The following is a 15,885-nucleotide window of genomic DNA, read 5'->3' as shown; positions in this document are numbered from 1 at the left end:
AAGAAAATGTCAACCCTTACATTTTTCTAAAAATCGATGTTTATGCAAATCGATAAGAGCACTAAGACGCAGTGTTAGTTATAAAAACCAACGATTTTTTATAGCTATTTTTCGTAATGTTTACTCATTTATTTAGGATTATTTCCGAAAAAATCTAATTTAATAAGGAGGTTTTTTAGATTTTCATGCCTGAACGAATCGTTATTTAATTCTTACTTCCCCTGTTGGTTAAGACTTGCTGATCTTTTTCTCAAAGCAGACCACACTTACCTCCTGATCACTGACTGTTGTCACGGCTTTTCGTGTCTCTTTAAATCCTTGACTCTTCCAGAAAGATCTACCTGCTGTATTTTCTTCAATAACAGCGAGAGAAACGAAGGAAAGTCCCTTTAAGTGCCAGTCTTGTTCTACTTGCTGATAAATAGCTTGCCCGTGCCCCTGACGTCTTTCGCCAACCAGCAGCAAGCCAATATACACAGTGCCCTCTTGCGGATAATCAACAAGATAATCCATGATAGCAATAGGTTTTTGATCAGAATAAATGATAGAAAATACCTTTTGCTCTTGAGCCACGGCTGGCGGAAGAACAGTCATGTCTCGCATGAGTTGTTCGATGGAAGGTGTCTCTTTCGTTAAAGCAAAATAGGCCTGGTTTTTCTGATAAATACTATAGGCAGCTTGTTGGTTTTCTGACGTGACGGAATGAAACGTATACTCGTTCATGAATGCTCCTTTATTGTAGGTTTATTGAACTTTATTTCGACCAAAAGTGAAGCAGGTGGATTTGATGGCTCTTACTGCTAGTTTATCCTATTCAAGTCCCCTCGTAAATTACTCTCGCAACCTCTTCCTATTTACGTTGCATTCCTACGATGATAACCGAACTTGTCAAGGCATAAAAAGACACCCTAGAGCCTTAAGTCAGAAGCCTACCACTTCTTCTCAAAAGCCCTTAAGATGTCTGATTACTGGCCATTTCTCTTGTCAAACAGCGAAAAAACTATTCTTCGACCGTGACTTTGTCCCACCAAGAAGTGGCGGTCTTTTGGATCACTTCATTCAAGTCTTCGATGTGCTGTTTTCCAGTACTTGCTAGCCATTCTTGGGCTGCTTCTGTTCCTTGTTTTACAAAGGGTTCAACACCATCTTTCCACGTTGCCCGGCCGCACAAGACGCCATTGAAGGTGGAGCCAGCTTCTTTGGCAAAAACCAGCGTTTCTTGGAATAAGCTGGCCGATACCCCTGCACTGAGAAAAATAAACGGCAGATGTGTCGCGTCGCTTTGCGCTTTGAAATACGCGGCAGCTTCTTCTTTGGTATGCACGGCTTCTCCCTTGGCAAAACCTGCCACATAATTCATGTTGACTGGTACTTCCACTTTTAACACATCGACTTTGTACTGCGGTTTTGAAAATTCCTTCATCAATCCAATGACTTTTTCTGGTTTGCGTTGCGCATATGCTTTTGAGTCGACTTCAGGCAGCTTAGCATCATAGGAAAGGACTTCTAAAAAGAAGGGCAGATCAGCCGCTTGGCATTCACTGCCGAGTCGTTCCACAAAGACATGTTTCAACTGATTGATCTGGGCATCTTCATCTACATCATAGTAAAGCAAAAATTTGATAGCATCTGCGCCAGCTGCTTTTAATCGCTCAACCGACCATTCCCCTAATAAATCAGGCAAACGTCCCGGCGTAGTCGCATCATAGCCGGTTTTTTCATACGCCAGCAAAAGCCCCGCCTCTGGATCACGGCTTTGCGCAGCTGCCAACCCATATTCTGGATCTAATAAAATAGAAGACGCGTAAGGGGTCAATTCTTGTGAGACTAGCGTTTTAAACTGGTTGATTTTTTCTGCATCAGCCTCCACGCCAAGTGCTGCCATCATTTTTTTCAAGGCACCTCGTTGGTCGATCGCTAAAGCTGCGATCACTCCTTCTTTCGTTGACAGGCGATCCATCGCTGCTTTTTTGGCTTTCGTTACGGTTGCTTTCATTAAAATTCCTCCTTTTTTGTCCATGCCAAAGAATCAACCGCTTTCACTTTTTTCAGCGTTGGCGAAACGGTTGTCAGCACGTATAAAAATGTCTATTGATGAAGCCGTTCGACTGATTGACCACCGCACGTATCGACTTCGTACACGAAAAGATACGTGCTCGTGGTGGGCTTTCTCAGTCATCGTTAGTTGTTGTACGGATGAATCGTCACACCTTTGACCACCCGATTGACGGTACGCGTTGGCGAAGGGGTGTCGGGTGTATTCCCGACTTTGATCGATGCCAACAGTGCGATCGTTTGCGCAAAAACAATGTCTGCTAAGGCAAGATAACCGTCTGGCAATGATGTGTCATCTGGAAAGAAAAAGTTTGTTCCTGAGAAATTCACAGCTGTCGGCTGTCCGATAGCAGTCACTGCGGCGGCGATGCCGTCGCTCTTTAATTCTTCCAACATATCAAGATCATACTGCCGCGTGTAGGACGTATTGCTGACAAAGACAAAGACGAGGGTTTGATCATCTACGAATGATTTCGGTCCATGACGGAAGCCCATCGAAGAATCGAACACGGTGGCGATTTTTCCCGCAGTCAGTTCCAATACTTTTAGCTGTGCTTCCCTGGTCAACCCCGACAACGTGCCTGACCCAAGGTAAACGATCCGCTTAAAGGAACGGTCCGTCAGTACTTGGAGTTCTGTTTCTCTGTCGATCACTTCTTGCCCCAATCGGCTAAGGGTTTCAACATAATGCCTCTTTTCTGTCAGAGGCGTCTGGTCAAAAATCAGCAGTGCGGAAAGAGCCATGCAAGAAAAACTTCCAGTCATTGCAAAGCCAGCATCATTTGACCTCTCAGGCATCAATAACAGATAGCTCGTTTCATCAGCGGCAGCTTGTTGTGCCAAAGATCCGTCGGCTGCACAAGTGATCGTCAAATGATAGCTATCGGCAACGAATTGATCGACGATTTTGACCGCTGCTAAACTTTCTGGTGAATTGCCGCTTCTAGCAAAAGAAACGAGCAGTGTTGGTTCATCCGCAAATAAAACTTGTTCTGGAGCTGCGACAATATCCGTCGTAGCAATACTTTCAAAAAGATAATCCGCAGTTGCGCCCGTCTTATTCAAGTAAGGAACGATCATATCTCCAACATATTGCGACGTCCCCGCTCCCGTGAAGACCACCCGAATGCGTTTATCCGTCTTTTGCTTGATGGTACGTAAGAAAGTCGCGATCGCCTCTTGCTTTTCTTGATAGATCGTCAAGGTTTCTTGCCAAAGTTCTGGCTGTTGTTTGATTTCTCTTGTTGTAATCTCCGCACCTAATTCTGCTAATTCCTTTGTTGACAGTTGAAACATCTTTCTTCCTCCTAGCTACTGTTTTTCCAGTATGTATTCCCAGTGACGGTGCGAGGAGCGCTTGTCTTGGATGAATGCTTAGCGATCACCCAAAGGGCAAACTTCCCCGACCTCACTGGTTTTGAATACACGCCATTTCTTTGCTCGAGTGGATCATTTCAGACTGTCTAGGAAATGCGCTACTCGTCGTTACGCAAGTGGCGGACTTTGTATCTAAATTGGTCTGCTCGAGCAACACTCAAGGTGTATTCGATCACTTCATTTTCAATATTGAACGTGCTGCGTACCAGGTTCAACACTGGCGCACCTTCGTGGATTTTCAGCAATGCCGCATCTTTCGCACTGGCAATGCTGGCAAAAAATTCTTCGTCCGCGAGGCGGATCACTTGATGAAAGTCTTCATGGAAGATGTCGTACAATGGTTTTTGCTCGATCATCTCACTCGTTAAATGCATGAAGCGTTTGACCGGCAGATAAGAACGCTCGATCATCATCGGTTGGCCATCAGCAAGACGCAATCGTTTTAACTTGTAGATCGGCTCGCCGATGGAAACTTGCAACTGAGTGGCAAAATATTTTGTCGCTTCCATTTTTTTGAATGCCAATACTCTAGTTTCTGGTTGTTTTCCTAGTGCTTTCATCTGTTCGGTAAAACTATACGAACCTGATAAATTGGTTGCCTGCTTGCGGATATCCGAGACAAAGGTGCCTTTGCCATGTTGGCGATAAATATAGCCTAATTTTTCTAACTCCTGTAGAGCCAAGCGAACGGTGGTCCGACTTAATCCGTAGCGCTTTGACAGCTCTCTTTCTGAGGGAAGCATTGTGTCTGCTTCCATTTCATTTTCGATTTTTTCAATCAGTAAATTTAACAATTGATCGTATAATGGTTGTCGATTTTTATTGATATTCATAAGCCCCTCCAAACTGGTTACTACCACATAACGAGTGTACTATTTCCCGATAGGCGTGTCAAACAATCGTCTACAGGGGCTCTGTTTCCTGAATTTGTGTCTTTTCACGCAGGAAAATGAACCAATTGCCAGCACGAGCTAAGCTGAAAAGTCAGCTGTTGCTTGCTTAGCAAAACTCCTCCTACGTGTTGCGCCGTTTCTTCTGCTAGCTTGCTTATTGCGGCCAAATGGATGGATACAGGCCAAAGCCAGAACCGATCAAGCCGATCACTAGCAGCAAAGCGATACATTTCAACGGCGTCCAGCCGCGTTTTGATAAGAAGAAATACAGCATCAATGTGATGGTCAATGGAATCACTTGCGGCAAGATCCCATCGAGGATTTTTTGAATATCGATCGTCACAGGCACTTCGTTGACTTTGTTAAACGTCAATTCATATTTGCCGTTAGCCAGTTCGTTGACCGCCGCATTTTCTTGCAATGTGTCAGTCAATTGACCATTCTCATCCGTGGTATACAGCATGTCTTCGTAAGCGGCAATGGCTGCTTGATCATCCACGATCGTCGTCGCTTGCGTCACTTCATTGGTAGTGCCATTAGGGATCTGAATATCCAAAGACGTCGCTCCATACACGCAGGTCAAGGAGCCAACAACAAAAATCCCTAAAATACTCGCTGCTCGGGTAAACTCTTTGGCATTTTCCGTTAAGATGCCAATTGCATCTGTCCCTAAACGATAGGACCAGTGCATCAAGAAGTACCGCAAACCAAATTGGGCCGCATTGAATACCAGTAAGAATATAAACGGTGCAGCGATATTGCCGCTGATCGCCATATTGGCTGTGATACCCGCCGTGATTGGTACCAAGGTAAACCAGAACAACGCATCACCGATCCCGCCTAACGGTCCCATCGCGGCGACTCGCACTGCCCGAATCATGGGAATATCGGCTTTGTTTTGTTCCATCGATAAAATGATCCCCATCACAAAGTTCACCAAGAATGGATGAGTATTGAAAAACTCTAAGTTATGGCTCATTGAAGCAGCCAAGTCCTTTTCATTTTTGTGGATCTTTTTCAATCCCGGTAAAATACTGAATAACCAGCCTCCTGCCTGCATTCGCTCATAGTTGAAAGAGGCTTGTAGAAATAAGGAACGCCAGACCATATTGTTCAAGGTCTTTTTATCCAGTTGTTCTGCGGGCGCTTGTTCGCTATAAGAATCGGGAATATTATATGCCATCTTCATCGCCTCCGAAATCATAGGTATTGGCTGCTGCTACTTTAAACTTGGACTGGATTTGATAATCCCAAAAGGCTAATGCAAAACCGATAAAGGCTAGAATGATCAAGGCTGGTCCTTGCAAAGAAGGTGCCGCCATTACGATCGTGGCTAAACCAAACCCCATAAAGAAGAAGCCCCACATTTCTTTGGAAACCATCACTTTTAGTAAAATCGCAAAACCGACATACCGCATCATGCCCCCAGCTGCGCCGAGACCACCCATCAACCATTGAGGGATCGCTGCGACCGCCTGATTCCCGAAAGCAGCACCGCCGATAAAGAATAAGACCACGATCAAGCCGAAGATCGTACCAAGACCCGCCATCGCTAAATAATTGATTCGATCAATCCCCTTCGTATTGGCATCATGGGCGTAGCTGTCGGCTTTTGACATCACTGGCGACATTAGTGAGAAGATAATCGTCACCCCATATTGCCCCAGCAAAGAAAACGGAATCGCCGTAGCAACCGCTACTGTTGGTTCCAGCTGCAGCGTGATCGCTAAGATTGCTGCCATAATTCCGCCAATCACCGCATTTGGTGGTTGCGCGCCGCCCACTGGCATATTGCCGATCGTCATTAACTGATAGGTTCCGCCAACGATCAAGCCGGTTTGAAGATCTCCAAGAATAAGTCCGATAACCATCCCAGTAACAATGGGTTGGTACAATGATTCTAAAAAACTAAATTGATCGATCGCGGCAATGAATGTGACTATGAAGACTAAAATGATTTGAAAAATCGTGTAATCCATTTTCTTTCTCCTTCCTTACCTCTGCATTACTGAAACAATTTCTTTTCATCTTCAACAGGTGTCGTTGGAACCCGCTGGATCACTAATTGCACCCCCATTTCCTTCAGTTTTTTAAAGGCATCGACATCTGCTTCATCGACGGCAACTGTCGTAGCAACCTGTCTTTTCCCTTCTGACATATGCATATTCCCAATGTTCAGTTTCTTGATCGGCACCCCACCTTCAGCTAATTTCAACGCATCTTGCGGATTTTCAACCACCATGAAAATTTTTTGTTTTGGCGATGCTTTATGAATGATCTCGATGGTTTTTTGAAGCGAGAAATACCTCGTTTGGACGCCAGCTGGCGCCGCCATATCCATCAACCCTTGTCTGACTTTGTCTTTGGCGACCTTATCATTTGCCACTAAAATTAGATTTGCCCCCAACGTACCGTTCCATTGTGTGGCAACTTGCCCATGAATCAACCGATTGTCGATTCGCGTCAATAAAATATTTGGTTCTCCCATAAATATGTCCTCCTTCTATTTACTGCATGATTTCTGCAACCGCACTACGTTCTACTTCGATCACCGTTCCCGATTTCACCCTTAGATCCACTGTCTCTTTCCCAAGTGCTTGAATCTCCCCAATAATGCCGCCGTATAATTTGATTTTCTGCCCCTTTTTCAAGGACTGCTGCAATTCAGCAAAATAGCCTTTTTGCTTTTTCAGATGTTTCCCATTCAAGAAAGATGAGACCGCCAAAAAGAGAAAGAGAAAAACAAGCACCACGATTGAGGCTGCTAAGATCATTTCCCACATCGTTAAATCCCTTCTTCCTCATTGATTTCCTCATGGCCTTTGATCTTTCCGTGAAAAATACCGGTCTTGCCAATCTCTGCCAGTTCTTGGCAAAAACGCTCTGGATCAGCTGCTGTATATCTAGTCAACGAACCTTCCACTAGCATCAGTAGATTGCTGCCGCCGATGACCTCGACTTGCAGGTCCTCATTGGCAGCGGTCATCGCAACATTAAAAGGGGTTCCGCCCACAAGGTCTGCACAAATCACGACCCCATCACAGGTTTCCTTTAATTGATCGATTGCTCCTTGCAACTCTTTTTCAAAGCCAGCTAACGGATTTTCCTCTAAAAACGGCACTGCTAGAAACTGTTCTTGCGGCCCTGCAATCATCGCAAGCGCATTTTCCATCCCTTGCGCAAATCCTCCATGACCTGTTAAAACCAAACCAAGCATCTTATCTCCTCCCCTTATCCTCAACTGGTAGTAACCACATATCCAATATAAACGCTTTCATTTTGTCTGTCAATAAAATTTTTGTTTTTATATAAAAATGTCTTTGTTATCTTTAAATACGGAAAAGAGCGTAAATATTGTGTTTATCAAACATAATAATCTATTATTTTTAATGATAAGCAAACTAGACATATATACGATTGTTATTTTTCACAAATTTTAGCATCTGCTTTCAGATACTGGTATTAAAAGAACCATACGCTCATTTTTTTCCGATGAAAACCTCTATTTCCCCTTGAAATAAGCGATCCTAAGAATACCATGCTGAATAAAATAAAAAACCAGTCAGGGTAACTCCGTGACTGGTTTTTTATTTTCGCTCGAAGATATTTTGAACTGCCGCATGATAAATATGGTAAATCACTCGGGAAATAAATAATGAAAAACACAAATCATCCCGATGTGAAACGGTCATTTTTTTCTAGTTCATGTGAATCATTCCCTATCCCTGATTTCGCTATTTTCTAATCTTTTCTTCAGTAGTTGATAAATATCTTTCTCATAGGTTGCCGAAAGGAGTTTTTGTCTAAAGGTAGTGTCACTCACCAAAGCATGTAGGGTCGTTACTGCGTTTAAATGGCTCTTCTTGTCCTTCGGCGCAATCATAATCAATAGTTGAACACCTAACTGCTTAGAAAATTTCACTGGTTTTTTTACACGAAGTAGAGACATCCCTAACTCGTACACTCCGTCTTCCGGTGCAGCATGAGGAATAGCAACACTCGGTGCAATAACAAAATATGGATACTCACTATTATAATTTTTGATGATTGTCTCGATGTATGCTTCTGAAACGAATCCTCGTTTTAGTAACGGCTTTCCGCATTGTCTAATCGCTTCTTCAAAGGACAGCTCGCCTGTATCGTAAGTCTGGATATGGGCGCACGGCAACAGCTCTAACAATTGACTTTCTTTTTTGGGATTATATGGAACTTGCTTTGATGAGGTTTTGTGAAAAATATGTTTTTGCAGTTCTTTTCTCAACTGTTGTTTTGAATGGATCTTTGCATATTTTCCGATCAAAGAAATAAGCTCCTCTATTTCATGCTCACTGCTAGTTCTAATCAAGTTACGGTTCTCGAAAGCGTCTATTTCTACTTTTTCTCGTAATAACTTCTTCTCCGAGTCTGTTAAAAAGTGCTTAATTAAATAGAATGGTTGGTCTGTGTCAATTTCAACAGTAGAGAAAATAAGGTCTACTTGGGGGCCAACATCATAGTATTCTCTTAACGACATAAAGCGAATAAAATTTATTTGAGGAAACAGTTCTCGCAAGCTTTTCAATAAAAGGTGTGACACAGAAATGCCGTGCATACACACGACAACTGCGGTCTTCTTTTGATCATTTCTTTTTTTCGCTTCATGTAAGAAGCTCATAAATAGAATCACTATGTACGAAAGCTCCATTCCTGTGAAGTTAATATTTAGCTCGATCTCAATAAATTTGATCGATTCTTTTACTATCAGTTCAAATGCTTTATATTCATTTTCTATTTTTTCCGATAGTGTATTTTCATCTGGCACCCCAAATCGAATTCGATAACTCGCTGGTACAATATGCTGATACAACACATCTTTCAATTCTTCCTTATTTTCAATCACGGTAATACTACACTCTTCAAATCGTTGGATACTTTTCATGATTGCTGTATCTAATTCTTGATTGTATCGAAACATCATTCTTTTTATAACGTTCATGCTGAGTATATGCATGGTGATGTAGTAGATTTCTTTCGTAACGAGTGTTTTGGGGCTGTCTTTGTATAAGTCTTTAAAACATTTTTCTGCTGTTTCATGAGTTTTCTTATCCAATAATCTATTAACCGTACGAATCGTCGACTCTTCAATCGACTTTTTTTGTTTTGCCCGCTGAATAGATAGATAAATGATCATACTTAAAAAAGATACTTTAATTTCAGAAAAAGATACATTCATCTTTTTTTCTAATTGCTCAACTCTTAGGGAAACTTCATTTATAAGGTCGTGCTCTATCATAAGAACTGATTTAGACTGTAGAAGTGCAGGATCTTTTTCTTGTTCTTTTTTCAATAGGTTCGTCCATAGCTTTCGGATCTCTATTTCTTTCCCATGCAAATAATATCCTGTTTGACGCGCCGATCGAATACCTACGCCGTTTCTGTTAGCTAGTATTTTCAAATTTTTGATATCTGTTAAAATCGTATTTTTACTTACTCTGAATTTTTGGGCTAACCCGCTTAAAGTGAACTTCTCGTATAACGTGATCAAAAGCAAAATATATATTTGTCTTTCCTCAGCAGTATAATAGACGGGTGCTTTTTCTAAGGCTAAAATTTCTTGTCTATATTTCTTTTTTATGTCTAACACATAGTAAGAACCGCTCTTGATAATTACCGGAAATCCTTTTTCTTGTAAAAATTCGTTTACTTTTCCGATTCGATAGTCTAACTGATTTTTACTCAAATAGAATTCTTCCATCAAAACATGTGCAGAGATACTTTGATTGTTCAAAATAAATAGCAATATCCGATGCATCATCGAGTCCATTTGTCCCCGCCCCTTTTCACCTAGATCCATTCAAACAACTTTTGCCGATTCTCCCTAAGTACGTTCTGTGTACTATTAGAAGTCAAGGGCTATAAGAGTTCATCTTATAGCCCAGTTTGACTTTCTTTTGTTACACAACTTGTTTATAATTTAATTAGCATATCACTTATGCCAGTTTCTAAATACGCATTGATCACATCTCTTAAAAGATAAGGAGATTTAGGTATTGCATCGATTGTGTCGCCAGCTATATGTGGGGTGAGAGTCACATTTTCTAGCTGTAAAAGAGGATCATCTTTTTGAATTGGTTCTTTCCAGATGACATCTAATGCCGCACCTGCAATTTTCTTTTCTTGGAGTGCTTTGATCAATGCGTCTTTTTCTAAGACTGCCGCTCTTGCCGTGTTGATTAAGTAAGCACTTGGTTTCATCAACGAGATCAACTGCTCATTCACTAAGTTTTTTGTTTCAGGACTTGCCCGTAAATGCAACGATACAACATCCGCTTCTGAGAATGTCTCCTCAAGTCCTCTGAATTCAATTGCTAATCCCTCTTGTCTTATTTTCTCTTGATCAATAAACGGATCGTACGCAATTACTGAAATACCCAAGTGATTCAGCCGTTTAGCAACAAGTTTGCCAATATACCCTAATCCAATCAAGCCCACCGTCAAATGATTCAATGTGGTTTTATATGGGTCGTTCGGAAATGATTTCGACCACTTGCCATCCATGACATCTCGATGACCTCTGGCAATGTTGCGGGTTTCCGCGTAAATCAACCCTATGGTAAAGTCTGCTACAGGCTCAGCATTTCTTATCACGTGAAGCAAAGGAATATTTCTGCTTTTAATCTCCTCCAGTGCGACATGTTCTAATCCGCCCCGACAGGTACCGATTAATTTTAAGCAAGACGCATGATCAAGCATTTCTTTCGAGATCGGAGCGATATGAACAAATAGATAGTCTGCATCCCTCATTGACTCAACCAGTCCTTCAGGAATCTCTACAGCCTCAGGTCCACCTTTTTCAATCAGTAAAATCTTTTCCTGAAATTGTTCTTTTGTTAAATCCGAGTACCATTCAAACCGCTCAACTTGGATAGAATCTCCTAAATTCATTTGATAGGCCGCTTCTTCTAATGTCTTACTTGCTACCAACCGATCACCAACCACAATCACTTTCGTCATCAAGTTGCCCCCTCATTTAACGTAATTTGTACATTTGATTCTAACTCTGCTTGCTTCTCTAAATAATTATGGATAACCTCTCTCTTCGTTCTTACAAAGAAGTACATGCCGATATAAACTATCACTGACAAGCCGATCAAAAATGGATTCTGAGTTAAAAAAATCAAGAAAAGACCACCCATAATATGGTTTGTCATTACTGCAAAACTACAGATCAATAACGCACCTTCAGGAAGGTTTACACCGACTTCCATGGCAACTTCAGTAAAAATAGGCGCAACAGCTGTAATCATATACAAACCGCCGATACACCAAATTGTTCCAGAAATCAACGATTTAAAAATATTGCCATTTGAAATACAAATAATCAACTCGATCATATAAGGGATCGCAATCAGATCGACCATCGGTAACGTTTCGTTTCCTGGTAAAATGATTGCTAAAATCAAGACGATCGGCATAAGCAGCATTCCTGTTAACAAAGTAGACGTTTCACCATAACCAGCGGCATCATTGATTGCAAGAAACCAAACACGATTTTTGCCTCCACTTTTTGCAGTTTTTTTCGAAGCGTCCGTGATGGTCGTAAACGCTGAAGCAAATATACCCGCAATTTTTGGAAAGATCGCCATGATAGCAGCCGTTGCGATACCGACAGTGGCAATTTCTCCCCAACCTTCAAGTGTATTCAACCGCATAAAGTTTCCTGCTAATCCCAACAGAGAACCAAGTACGAGTCCTAATGAAGTCGGTTCACCTAAAAACCCTAGTTTTTCTTGGATTTTTTCTGGATTCCATTGTACCTTGTTAGCTCCCAACTTCGTTAATATCCAATCGATGCCAATTGCTAAAGGAACTGAGCAAATATGGTGTGGTGCGGTGATCGTGCAGCTTGGATAACCATAATACGTCGACCATCTTTTGGCGACGATCTCGGAAAAAACAAAGCAATACAGATTTGAAAGGACCATCAAACCAATTGAGAGCCATAAATTTCCCGTTGCGATGTAAAGCATCGAGCCCCAAAGCATAAAGGAATAATTATTCCATAAATCAGAAGGCATGAAAATATTGGTAAATTTCAAAACGAATAAAATGAGCTGCATAAGCAATCCCAAACCTAAGAAAATCATCCCAACTTGTGTAGAATAGGCAACAACACTCGTAGCCTGCCAACCAGTATCTAAAATCCTTAAGTTTACCCCTGTTTCTGCTACCATTCTTTGTACGACTGGCGTAACGATCGGCGAATATGCACCGATAATCATATTGAATCCGGTTAAACCGATCCCTGCATTCAGTGCTGCGTTAAACGCTTTTTTGGGTTTTACTTTCATCACTAAAGCAATAAAGAAAATAATCACTGGAACGACGATCGCAGCCCCAAACGAATCCATAATATTCGATAAAATCTCTAACAAAGGTTCCCCCTCCTCTTCTTAGTTCTCTCGAATTACCCAGCAATCGCTGCAACTGTTTTTAGCAGCTCCTCATAGAATTCTTCTTCCCCCATTCCTGTCAACAATCCTACAGAATTGATCGTTGGAATCTCATATTTTCCTTTCAAAGGACTTGTATGGACAATCACATCCCATTGACCAGAAGCCAATTCCCCATCAACTCCCCCTGGATTGACTTCTACCGTTTTTGCCTTATAACCATTTTCTTCTAAAAAGTCTTTAACTTTGCCCGCAACCATCGAACTTGTAACAGTTCCCGAACCACATACTGAAATGACATTGACCTTCTTCATAATTCGTTCCTCCTTTTTATTTTCTTTCGTTTAAGATGCCAGCTTTAGGCGTTACACCAAAGCGATCGGCTAGATACCAAAGTTGTTGATCCGTAATTTTTTGAACGATTCCTGTTGGTGCAGCGATTGCTCGCATATAGATATCAGCTGCTTTTTCAGCAGTTTCAACCAATCCAAAGGCATCGTCCATGGATTGTCCGGCACCCATAATACCGTGGTGCGGCCAAACCACGATTCGTGAGTATGCCATTTTTTCTGCAGAAGCTTCCCCAAGCGCAACTGTCCCTGCGACCATCCACGGTAAGACAGCAACTCCATCGGGAAAAACGACTAAACATTCTGTGATCATTTCCCACAATGTCTTAGTAAAGCGATTTTCATCTAAATCATGAACAAAAGTCATCGCCGAAATAGCAATTGAATGGGTGTGTAGAATCACTCGATGTTCCGAATCTTGACGAAGACGCACTGCGTGACACTTAAGATGAGAAGCAAGTTCACTCGTAGGAATCCCGCCCGTTTCAAGTCCCCACAAAACTTGATAGTGCTTCCCTTCTTTATCGATTTTTAAAATGACCAAATTATCTGCTGGATTTTGCCAAACATTTTTAAAATATTTACCTGATCCTGAAACTAAAAAGATCATACCTGCCAGTTCAGGAATTTCAAAACCCAATGCCGCTTCATAAACCACTCGATTCGTATCAAGGTAAAACTGAACTTCCTCTTCATCTATACGATAACTGATGTTCCCGCCATTTCTTTCTGCCCACCCGTTGTTCCACAAGTTCCTTGTTGCTTCACACATTTCCTTGATAAACGGTGCTTCATAAATATTGTGGATCTTCATCATTACTTCTCTCCTATCTATTTTTAAAATATTGTGTAACTAATTGATACATTTCATCTGCAGTGATATCTTGAGACAGCTTGTTCATAGTGCTCTCATCAGCGAACATCGCCATTAAATTCTTTAACAAAACTAATTGCTGATCACCTTTATCAAATCCTAAAACAAAAATATAACGAACTTGTATATATTCATCACACGAGCCCATCTGTCCAAACTCAATGGGTGTTTTGAGCTTTGTTAAATAAATAAACGGTTTTTTGATATGTTGTGGTTCCGTATGAGGTATTGCAATTCCCATAAATTGGGTCTTTAATCCCGTTGGGTAATCTTTTTCTCTATTGGTGATCGCCAACAAGAAACTATCTTGAACATATCCTTGTTCTTTTAGCTTTTGAAAGATGCAGGTAAAGTATTCTTCTTGATTCCCATTGGTTTCAATCACATCTGTCAATTTTGTGTCAAAGAATTCTTCCATAACTCTCATATTCCTCCTTTCCATTGCGACTGTATTTATAGTTTAAGGTATTTCACAAACTTTTTGTTATCGCTTTCATCACAATTTTTATTTTTATATAAAAAAAAATTGGGTTACTAGAGATAATTCAATGTTTCAGCAAATACTCTTGACTCGATGTAATTAAAGCAAATCTGTTTCCTGTTTTCACGTGAAACAAAAAAACCTAACCAACCAGCAGGATCGCTGTTTGATTAGGAAAGAGGCACTGCTTTATTGTTCGGTCAACCACGTGCGCGAGTGTTCGACTTCTTCATACGTTAACTGATGACTTGGGGTCCAAACGGTTGAAAGGACTGCACCCCGTGAGGTGAAGATCTCTTGGACGTAAGCACTGTCAGCTAGGGAAACGATCGGGTCGTTTCTGCCAAAACTCAGAAACACATGAGTGTCAGGCAAGGAATTCGTCGGTACATTCTCGACTGGATACATGGCGTGGTAGAGGATCGCTTTTTTGAAGTGGTCGCTATCATTTAGTAATAAGCGAATGGCAATGTTGGCGCCATTGGAATAACCCACCAGTACCACTTGGGCTAATGAAAAGTTGTATTCTTTGGCGGCTTGCCGAATGAAATCGGCTAATTCGTCGCCGCGAAGTGCTAAGTCGGCTTCATCATACACCCCTTCAGCCAGGCGTTTGAAGTAACGGGGCGTGCCGTTTTCTAAAACGTTCCCGCGAATACCTAATAGTGATGCTTGGGGATCAAGGGCTTTGCCTACTTCCAGCAACGACTGTTCGTCGCCACCAGTGCCGTGGAGCAGCACCAAAACTGGTGCGTCGGCTGCTCCTTGTTGGTAGATTGCTTTCATCGAAGTTCCTCCTTTAACTTGGTCGTTTGATATCGAAAATCTCCCCAATCGTTGCGTAAGAATTTCCCGCTAGCCGGCTGACTGCTTGTAAGGCACGGGGATCGATCTTGCCGTCTTGATAGACATCCTCTGCAATCTGGTAGCCGACGACTTCCAACAATAAGAGATCGGCAGTGGTCTGCTGGTCTTTTTTGATGGGTACGTGCTGATGCAGAATCGTTTCTAAGCGGACACTGGCTTCGTTCAAGCCAGGAACGGCAATCATTCTCGATGTCGTTGTGGTAAACCCAGAAACCGTCAACTCGCTTTGGTCTGCGGGCAATAATGCCGCGGTTTTATTGGCCTCTTGGACATTTGTTTGATCCAAAATATGCACGACGGCTTCTTTCGTCGCCAACAGATTGCGGGCGGTGTCTTTCAGTTCCCCCTCTTTGCGCTGGATAGCCAACGAGAGGATCACAGGTTCTGAGCTGACGATGTTAAAAAAACTGAATGGGGCGATGTTGACGATACCATCGGCTGATTGTGTACTGACCACTGCCACTGGCCGTGGAATGATGGAGCCAATCAGTAGTTTATAATTTTCTCGTTGGGTCAAATCCTTGGGATCTAAATAGTGCATACAGCGTCTCCTTTT

17 protein-coding genes are annotated in these 15,885 nt (G+C 41.9%); all 17 read right to left on the bottom strand.

Annotated elements, in window-relative coordinates:
- Positions 1-228 precede the first annotated feature (228 nt).
- The 17 genes from IGI77_RS01040 to IGI77_RS00960 all read right to left on the bottom strand — a co-directional run bounded on the left by IGI77_RS01040 (position 229) and on the right by IGI77_RS00960 (position 15,870).
- Complete coding sequence (locus IGI77_RS01040) at positions 229-723, bottom strand: GNAT family N-acetyltransferase (RefSeq protein WP_270788006.1); 495 nt, start codon at positions 721-723, stop codon at positions 229-231.
- Positions 724-1,000: 277 nt separating this feature from the next.
- Positions 1,001-1,996, bottom strand: coding sequence for a tagatose-bisphosphate aldolase (lacD, locus tag IGI77_RS01035; RefSeq protein WP_438769240.1), 996 nt, complete (start codon positions 1,994-1,996; stop codon positions 1,001-1,003).
- A 185-nt stretch (positions 1,997-2,181) separates the two neighbouring features.
- The gene (locus tag IGI77_RS01030) at positions 2,182-3,351 is read right to left on the bottom strand and encodes an SIS domain-containing protein (protein WP_438769238.1); all 1,170 of its coding nucleotides are present in this window, start codon (positions 3,349-3,351) and stop codon (positions 2,182-2,184) included.
- Between the two features lie 179 nt (positions 3,352-3,530).
- A complete protein-coding gene (locus IGI77_RS01025; RefSeq protein WP_005226773.1) occupies positions 3,531-4,265 on the bottom strand; it encodes a GntR family transcriptional regulator in 735 nt (244 codons plus the stop codon).
- Between the two features lie 214 nt (positions 4,266-4,479).
- On the bottom strand, positions 4,480-5,508 hold the full coding sequence (locus tag IGI77_RS01020; RefSeq protein ID WP_005226771.1) for a PTS system mannose/fructose/sorbose family transporter subunit IID: 1,029 nt from the start codon (positions 5,506-5,508) through the stop codon (positions 4,480-4,482).
- On the bottom strand, positions 5,498-6,304 hold the full coding sequence (locus IGI77_RS01015; RefSeq protein WP_005226770.1) for a PTS mannose/fructose/sorbose/N-acetylgalactosamine transporter subunit IIC: 807 nt from the start codon (positions 6,302-6,304) through the stop codon (positions 5,498-5,500). Before IGI77_RS01015 ends, IGI77_RS01020 begins: the two co-directional genes overlap by 11 nt.
- Before the next feature lie 26 nt (positions 6,305-6,330).
- Positions 6,331-6,813 (bottom strand): PTS N-acetylgalactosamine transporter subunit IIB, encoded by a 483-nt coding sequence (agaV, locus tag IGI77_RS01010; RefSeq protein ID WP_005226769.1) that lies wholly within the window; start codon positions 6,811-6,813, stop codon positions 6,331-6,333.
- Between the two features lie 19 nt (positions 6,814-6,832).
- A complete protein-coding gene (gene yajC, locus IGI77_RS01005; protein ID WP_008376459.1) occupies positions 6,833-7,108 on the bottom strand; it encodes a preprotein translocase subunit YajC in 276 nt (91 codons plus the stop codon).
- Between the two features lie 2 nt (positions 7,109-7,110).
- Positions 7,111-7,542, bottom strand: a complete 432-nt coding sequence (locus IGI77_RS01000) for a PTS sugar transporter subunit IIA (protein ID WP_438769237.1) — start codon at positions 7,540-7,542, stop codon at positions 7,111-7,113.
- Between the two features lie 495 nt (positions 7,543-8,037).
- Positions 8,038-10,158, bottom strand: coding sequence for a BglG family transcription antiterminator (locus IGI77_RS00995; RefSeq protein ID WP_438769236.1), 2,121 nt, complete (start codon positions 10,156-10,158; stop codon positions 8,038-8,040).
- A 113-nt stretch (positions 10,159-10,271) separates the two neighbouring features.
- Positions 10,272-11,318, bottom strand: a complete 1,047-nt coding sequence (locus IGI77_RS00990; protein ID WP_081117716.1) for a 2-hydroxyacid dehydrogenase — start codon at positions 11,316-11,318, stop codon at positions 10,272-10,274.
- The gene (locus IGI77_RS00985) at positions 11,318-12,739 is read right to left on the bottom strand and encodes a PTS galactitol transporter subunit IIC (protein ID WP_081117715.1); all 1,422 of its coding nucleotides are present in this window, start codon (positions 12,737-12,739) and stop codon (positions 11,318-11,320) included. Before IGI77_RS00985 ends, IGI77_RS00990 begins: the two co-directional genes overlap by 1 nt.
- Positions 12,740-12,771: 32 nt before the next feature.
- Entirely contained in the window at positions 12,772-13,071 is a 300-nt protein-coding gene (locus IGI77_RS00980; RefSeq protein ID WP_086338927.1) for a PTS sugar transporter subunit IIB, read from the bottom strand.
- Positions 13,072-13,087: 16 nt separating this feature from the next.
- The gene (rhaD, locus tag IGI77_RS00975) at positions 13,088-13,921 is read right to left on the bottom strand and encodes a rhamnulose-1-phosphate aldolase (protein WP_438770484.1); all 834 of its coding nucleotides are present in this window, start codon (positions 13,919-13,921) and stop codon (positions 13,088-13,090) included.
- A 13-nt stretch (positions 13,922-13,934) separates the two neighbouring features.
- The gene (locus IGI77_RS00970) at positions 13,935-14,399 is read right to left on the bottom strand and encodes a PTS sugar transporter subunit IIA (RefSeq protein ID WP_438769233.1); all 465 of its coding nucleotides are present in this window, start codon (positions 14,397-14,399) and stop codon (positions 13,935-13,937) included.
- A gap of 252 nt (positions 14,400-14,651) precedes the next feature.
- The gene (locus tag IGI77_RS00965; protein WP_438769231.1) at positions 14,652-15,248 is read right to left on the bottom strand and encodes an alpha/beta hydrolase; all 597 of its coding nucleotides are present in this window, start codon (positions 15,246-15,248) and stop codon (positions 14,652-14,654) included.
- A gap of 13 nt (positions 15,249-15,261) precedes the next feature.
- Positions 15,262-15,870: a flavin reductase family protein gene (locus tag IGI77_RS00960; protein ID WP_438769230.1), complete on the bottom strand. Its 609-nt coding sequence runs from the start codon at positions 15,868-15,870 to the stop codon at positions 15,262-15,264.
- Positions 15,871-15,885: the final 15 nt, after the last annotated feature.

Origin of the sequence: Enterococcus sp. DIV0213h (genome assembly GCF_051711285.1) — a bacterium.
In the GTDB taxonomy this organism is placed as follows: Bacteria; Bacillota; Bacilli; order Lactobacillales; family Enterococcaceae; genus Enterococcus_D; species Enterococcus_D casseliflavus.
The sequence above is the reverse complement of the archived record's forward strand: the minus strand, read 5'-3'. Positions and strand labels throughout refer to the sequence as shown.

Excerpts from the sequence above, each read along its gene's own strand:
- IGI77_RS01040 (WP_270788006.1), bottom strand. The coding sequence starts at position 723 with ATGAACGAGTATACGTTTCATTCCGTCACGTCAGAAAACCAACAAGCT.
- lacD (WP_438769240.1), bottom strand. The coding sequence starts at position 1,996 with ATGAAAGCAACCGTAACGAAAGCCAAAAAAGCAGCGATGGATCGCCTG.
- IGI77_RS01030 (WP_438769238.1), bottom strand. The coding sequence starts at position 3,351 with ATGTTTCAACTGTCAACAAAGGAATTAGCAGAATTAGGTGCGGAGATT.
- IGI77_RS01025 (WP_005226773.1), bottom strand. The coding sequence starts at position 4,265 with ATGAATATCAATAAAAATCGACAACCATTATACGATCAATTGTTAAAT.
- IGI77_RS01020 (WP_005226771.1), bottom strand. The coding sequence starts at position 5,508 with ATGGCATATAATATTCCCGATTCTTATAGCGAACAAGCGCCCGCAGAA.
- IGI77_RS01015 (WP_005226770.1), bottom strand. The coding sequence starts at position 6,304 with ATGGATTACACGATTTTTCAAATCATTTTAGTCTTCATAGTCACATTC.
- agaV (WP_005226769.1), bottom strand. The coding sequence starts at position 6,813 with ATGGGAGAACCAAATATTTTATTGACGCGAATCGACAATCGGTTGATT.
- yajC (WP_008376459.1), bottom strand. The coding sequence starts at position 7,108 with ATGTGGGAAATGATCTTAGCAGCCTCAATCGTGGTGCTTGTTTTTCTC.
- IGI77_RS01000 (WP_438769237.1), bottom strand. The coding sequence starts at position 7,542 with ATGCTTGGTTTGGTTTTAACAGGTCATGGAGGATTTGCGCAAGGGATG.
- IGI77_RS00995 (WP_438769236.1), bottom strand. The coding sequence starts at position 10,158 with ATGGATCTAGGTGAAAAGGGGCGGGGACAAATGGACTCGATGATGCAT.
- IGI77_RS00990 (WP_081117716.1), bottom strand. The coding sequence starts at position 11,318 with ATGACGAAAGTGATTGTGGTTGGTGATCGGTTGGTAGCAAGTAAGACA.
- IGI77_RS00980 (WP_086338927.1), bottom strand. The coding sequence starts at position 13,071 with ATGAAGAAGGTCAATGTCATTTCAGTATGTGGTTCGGGAACTGTTACA.
- rhaD (WP_438770484.1), bottom strand. The coding sequence starts at position 13,921 with ATGAAGATCCACAATATTTATGAAGCACCGTTTATCAAGGAAATGTGT.
- IGI77_RS00970 (WP_438769233.1), bottom strand. The coding sequence starts at position 14,399 with ATGGAAGAATTCTTTGACACAAAATTGACAGATGTGATTGAAACCAAT.
- IGI77_RS00965 (WP_438769231.1), bottom strand. The coding sequence starts at position 15,248 with ATGAAAGCAATCTACCAACAAGGAGCAGCCGACGCACCAGTTTTGGTG.
- IGI77_RS00960 (WP_438769230.1), bottom strand. The coding sequence starts at position 15,870 with ATGCACTATTTAGATCCCAAGGATTTGACCCAACGAGAAAATTATAAA.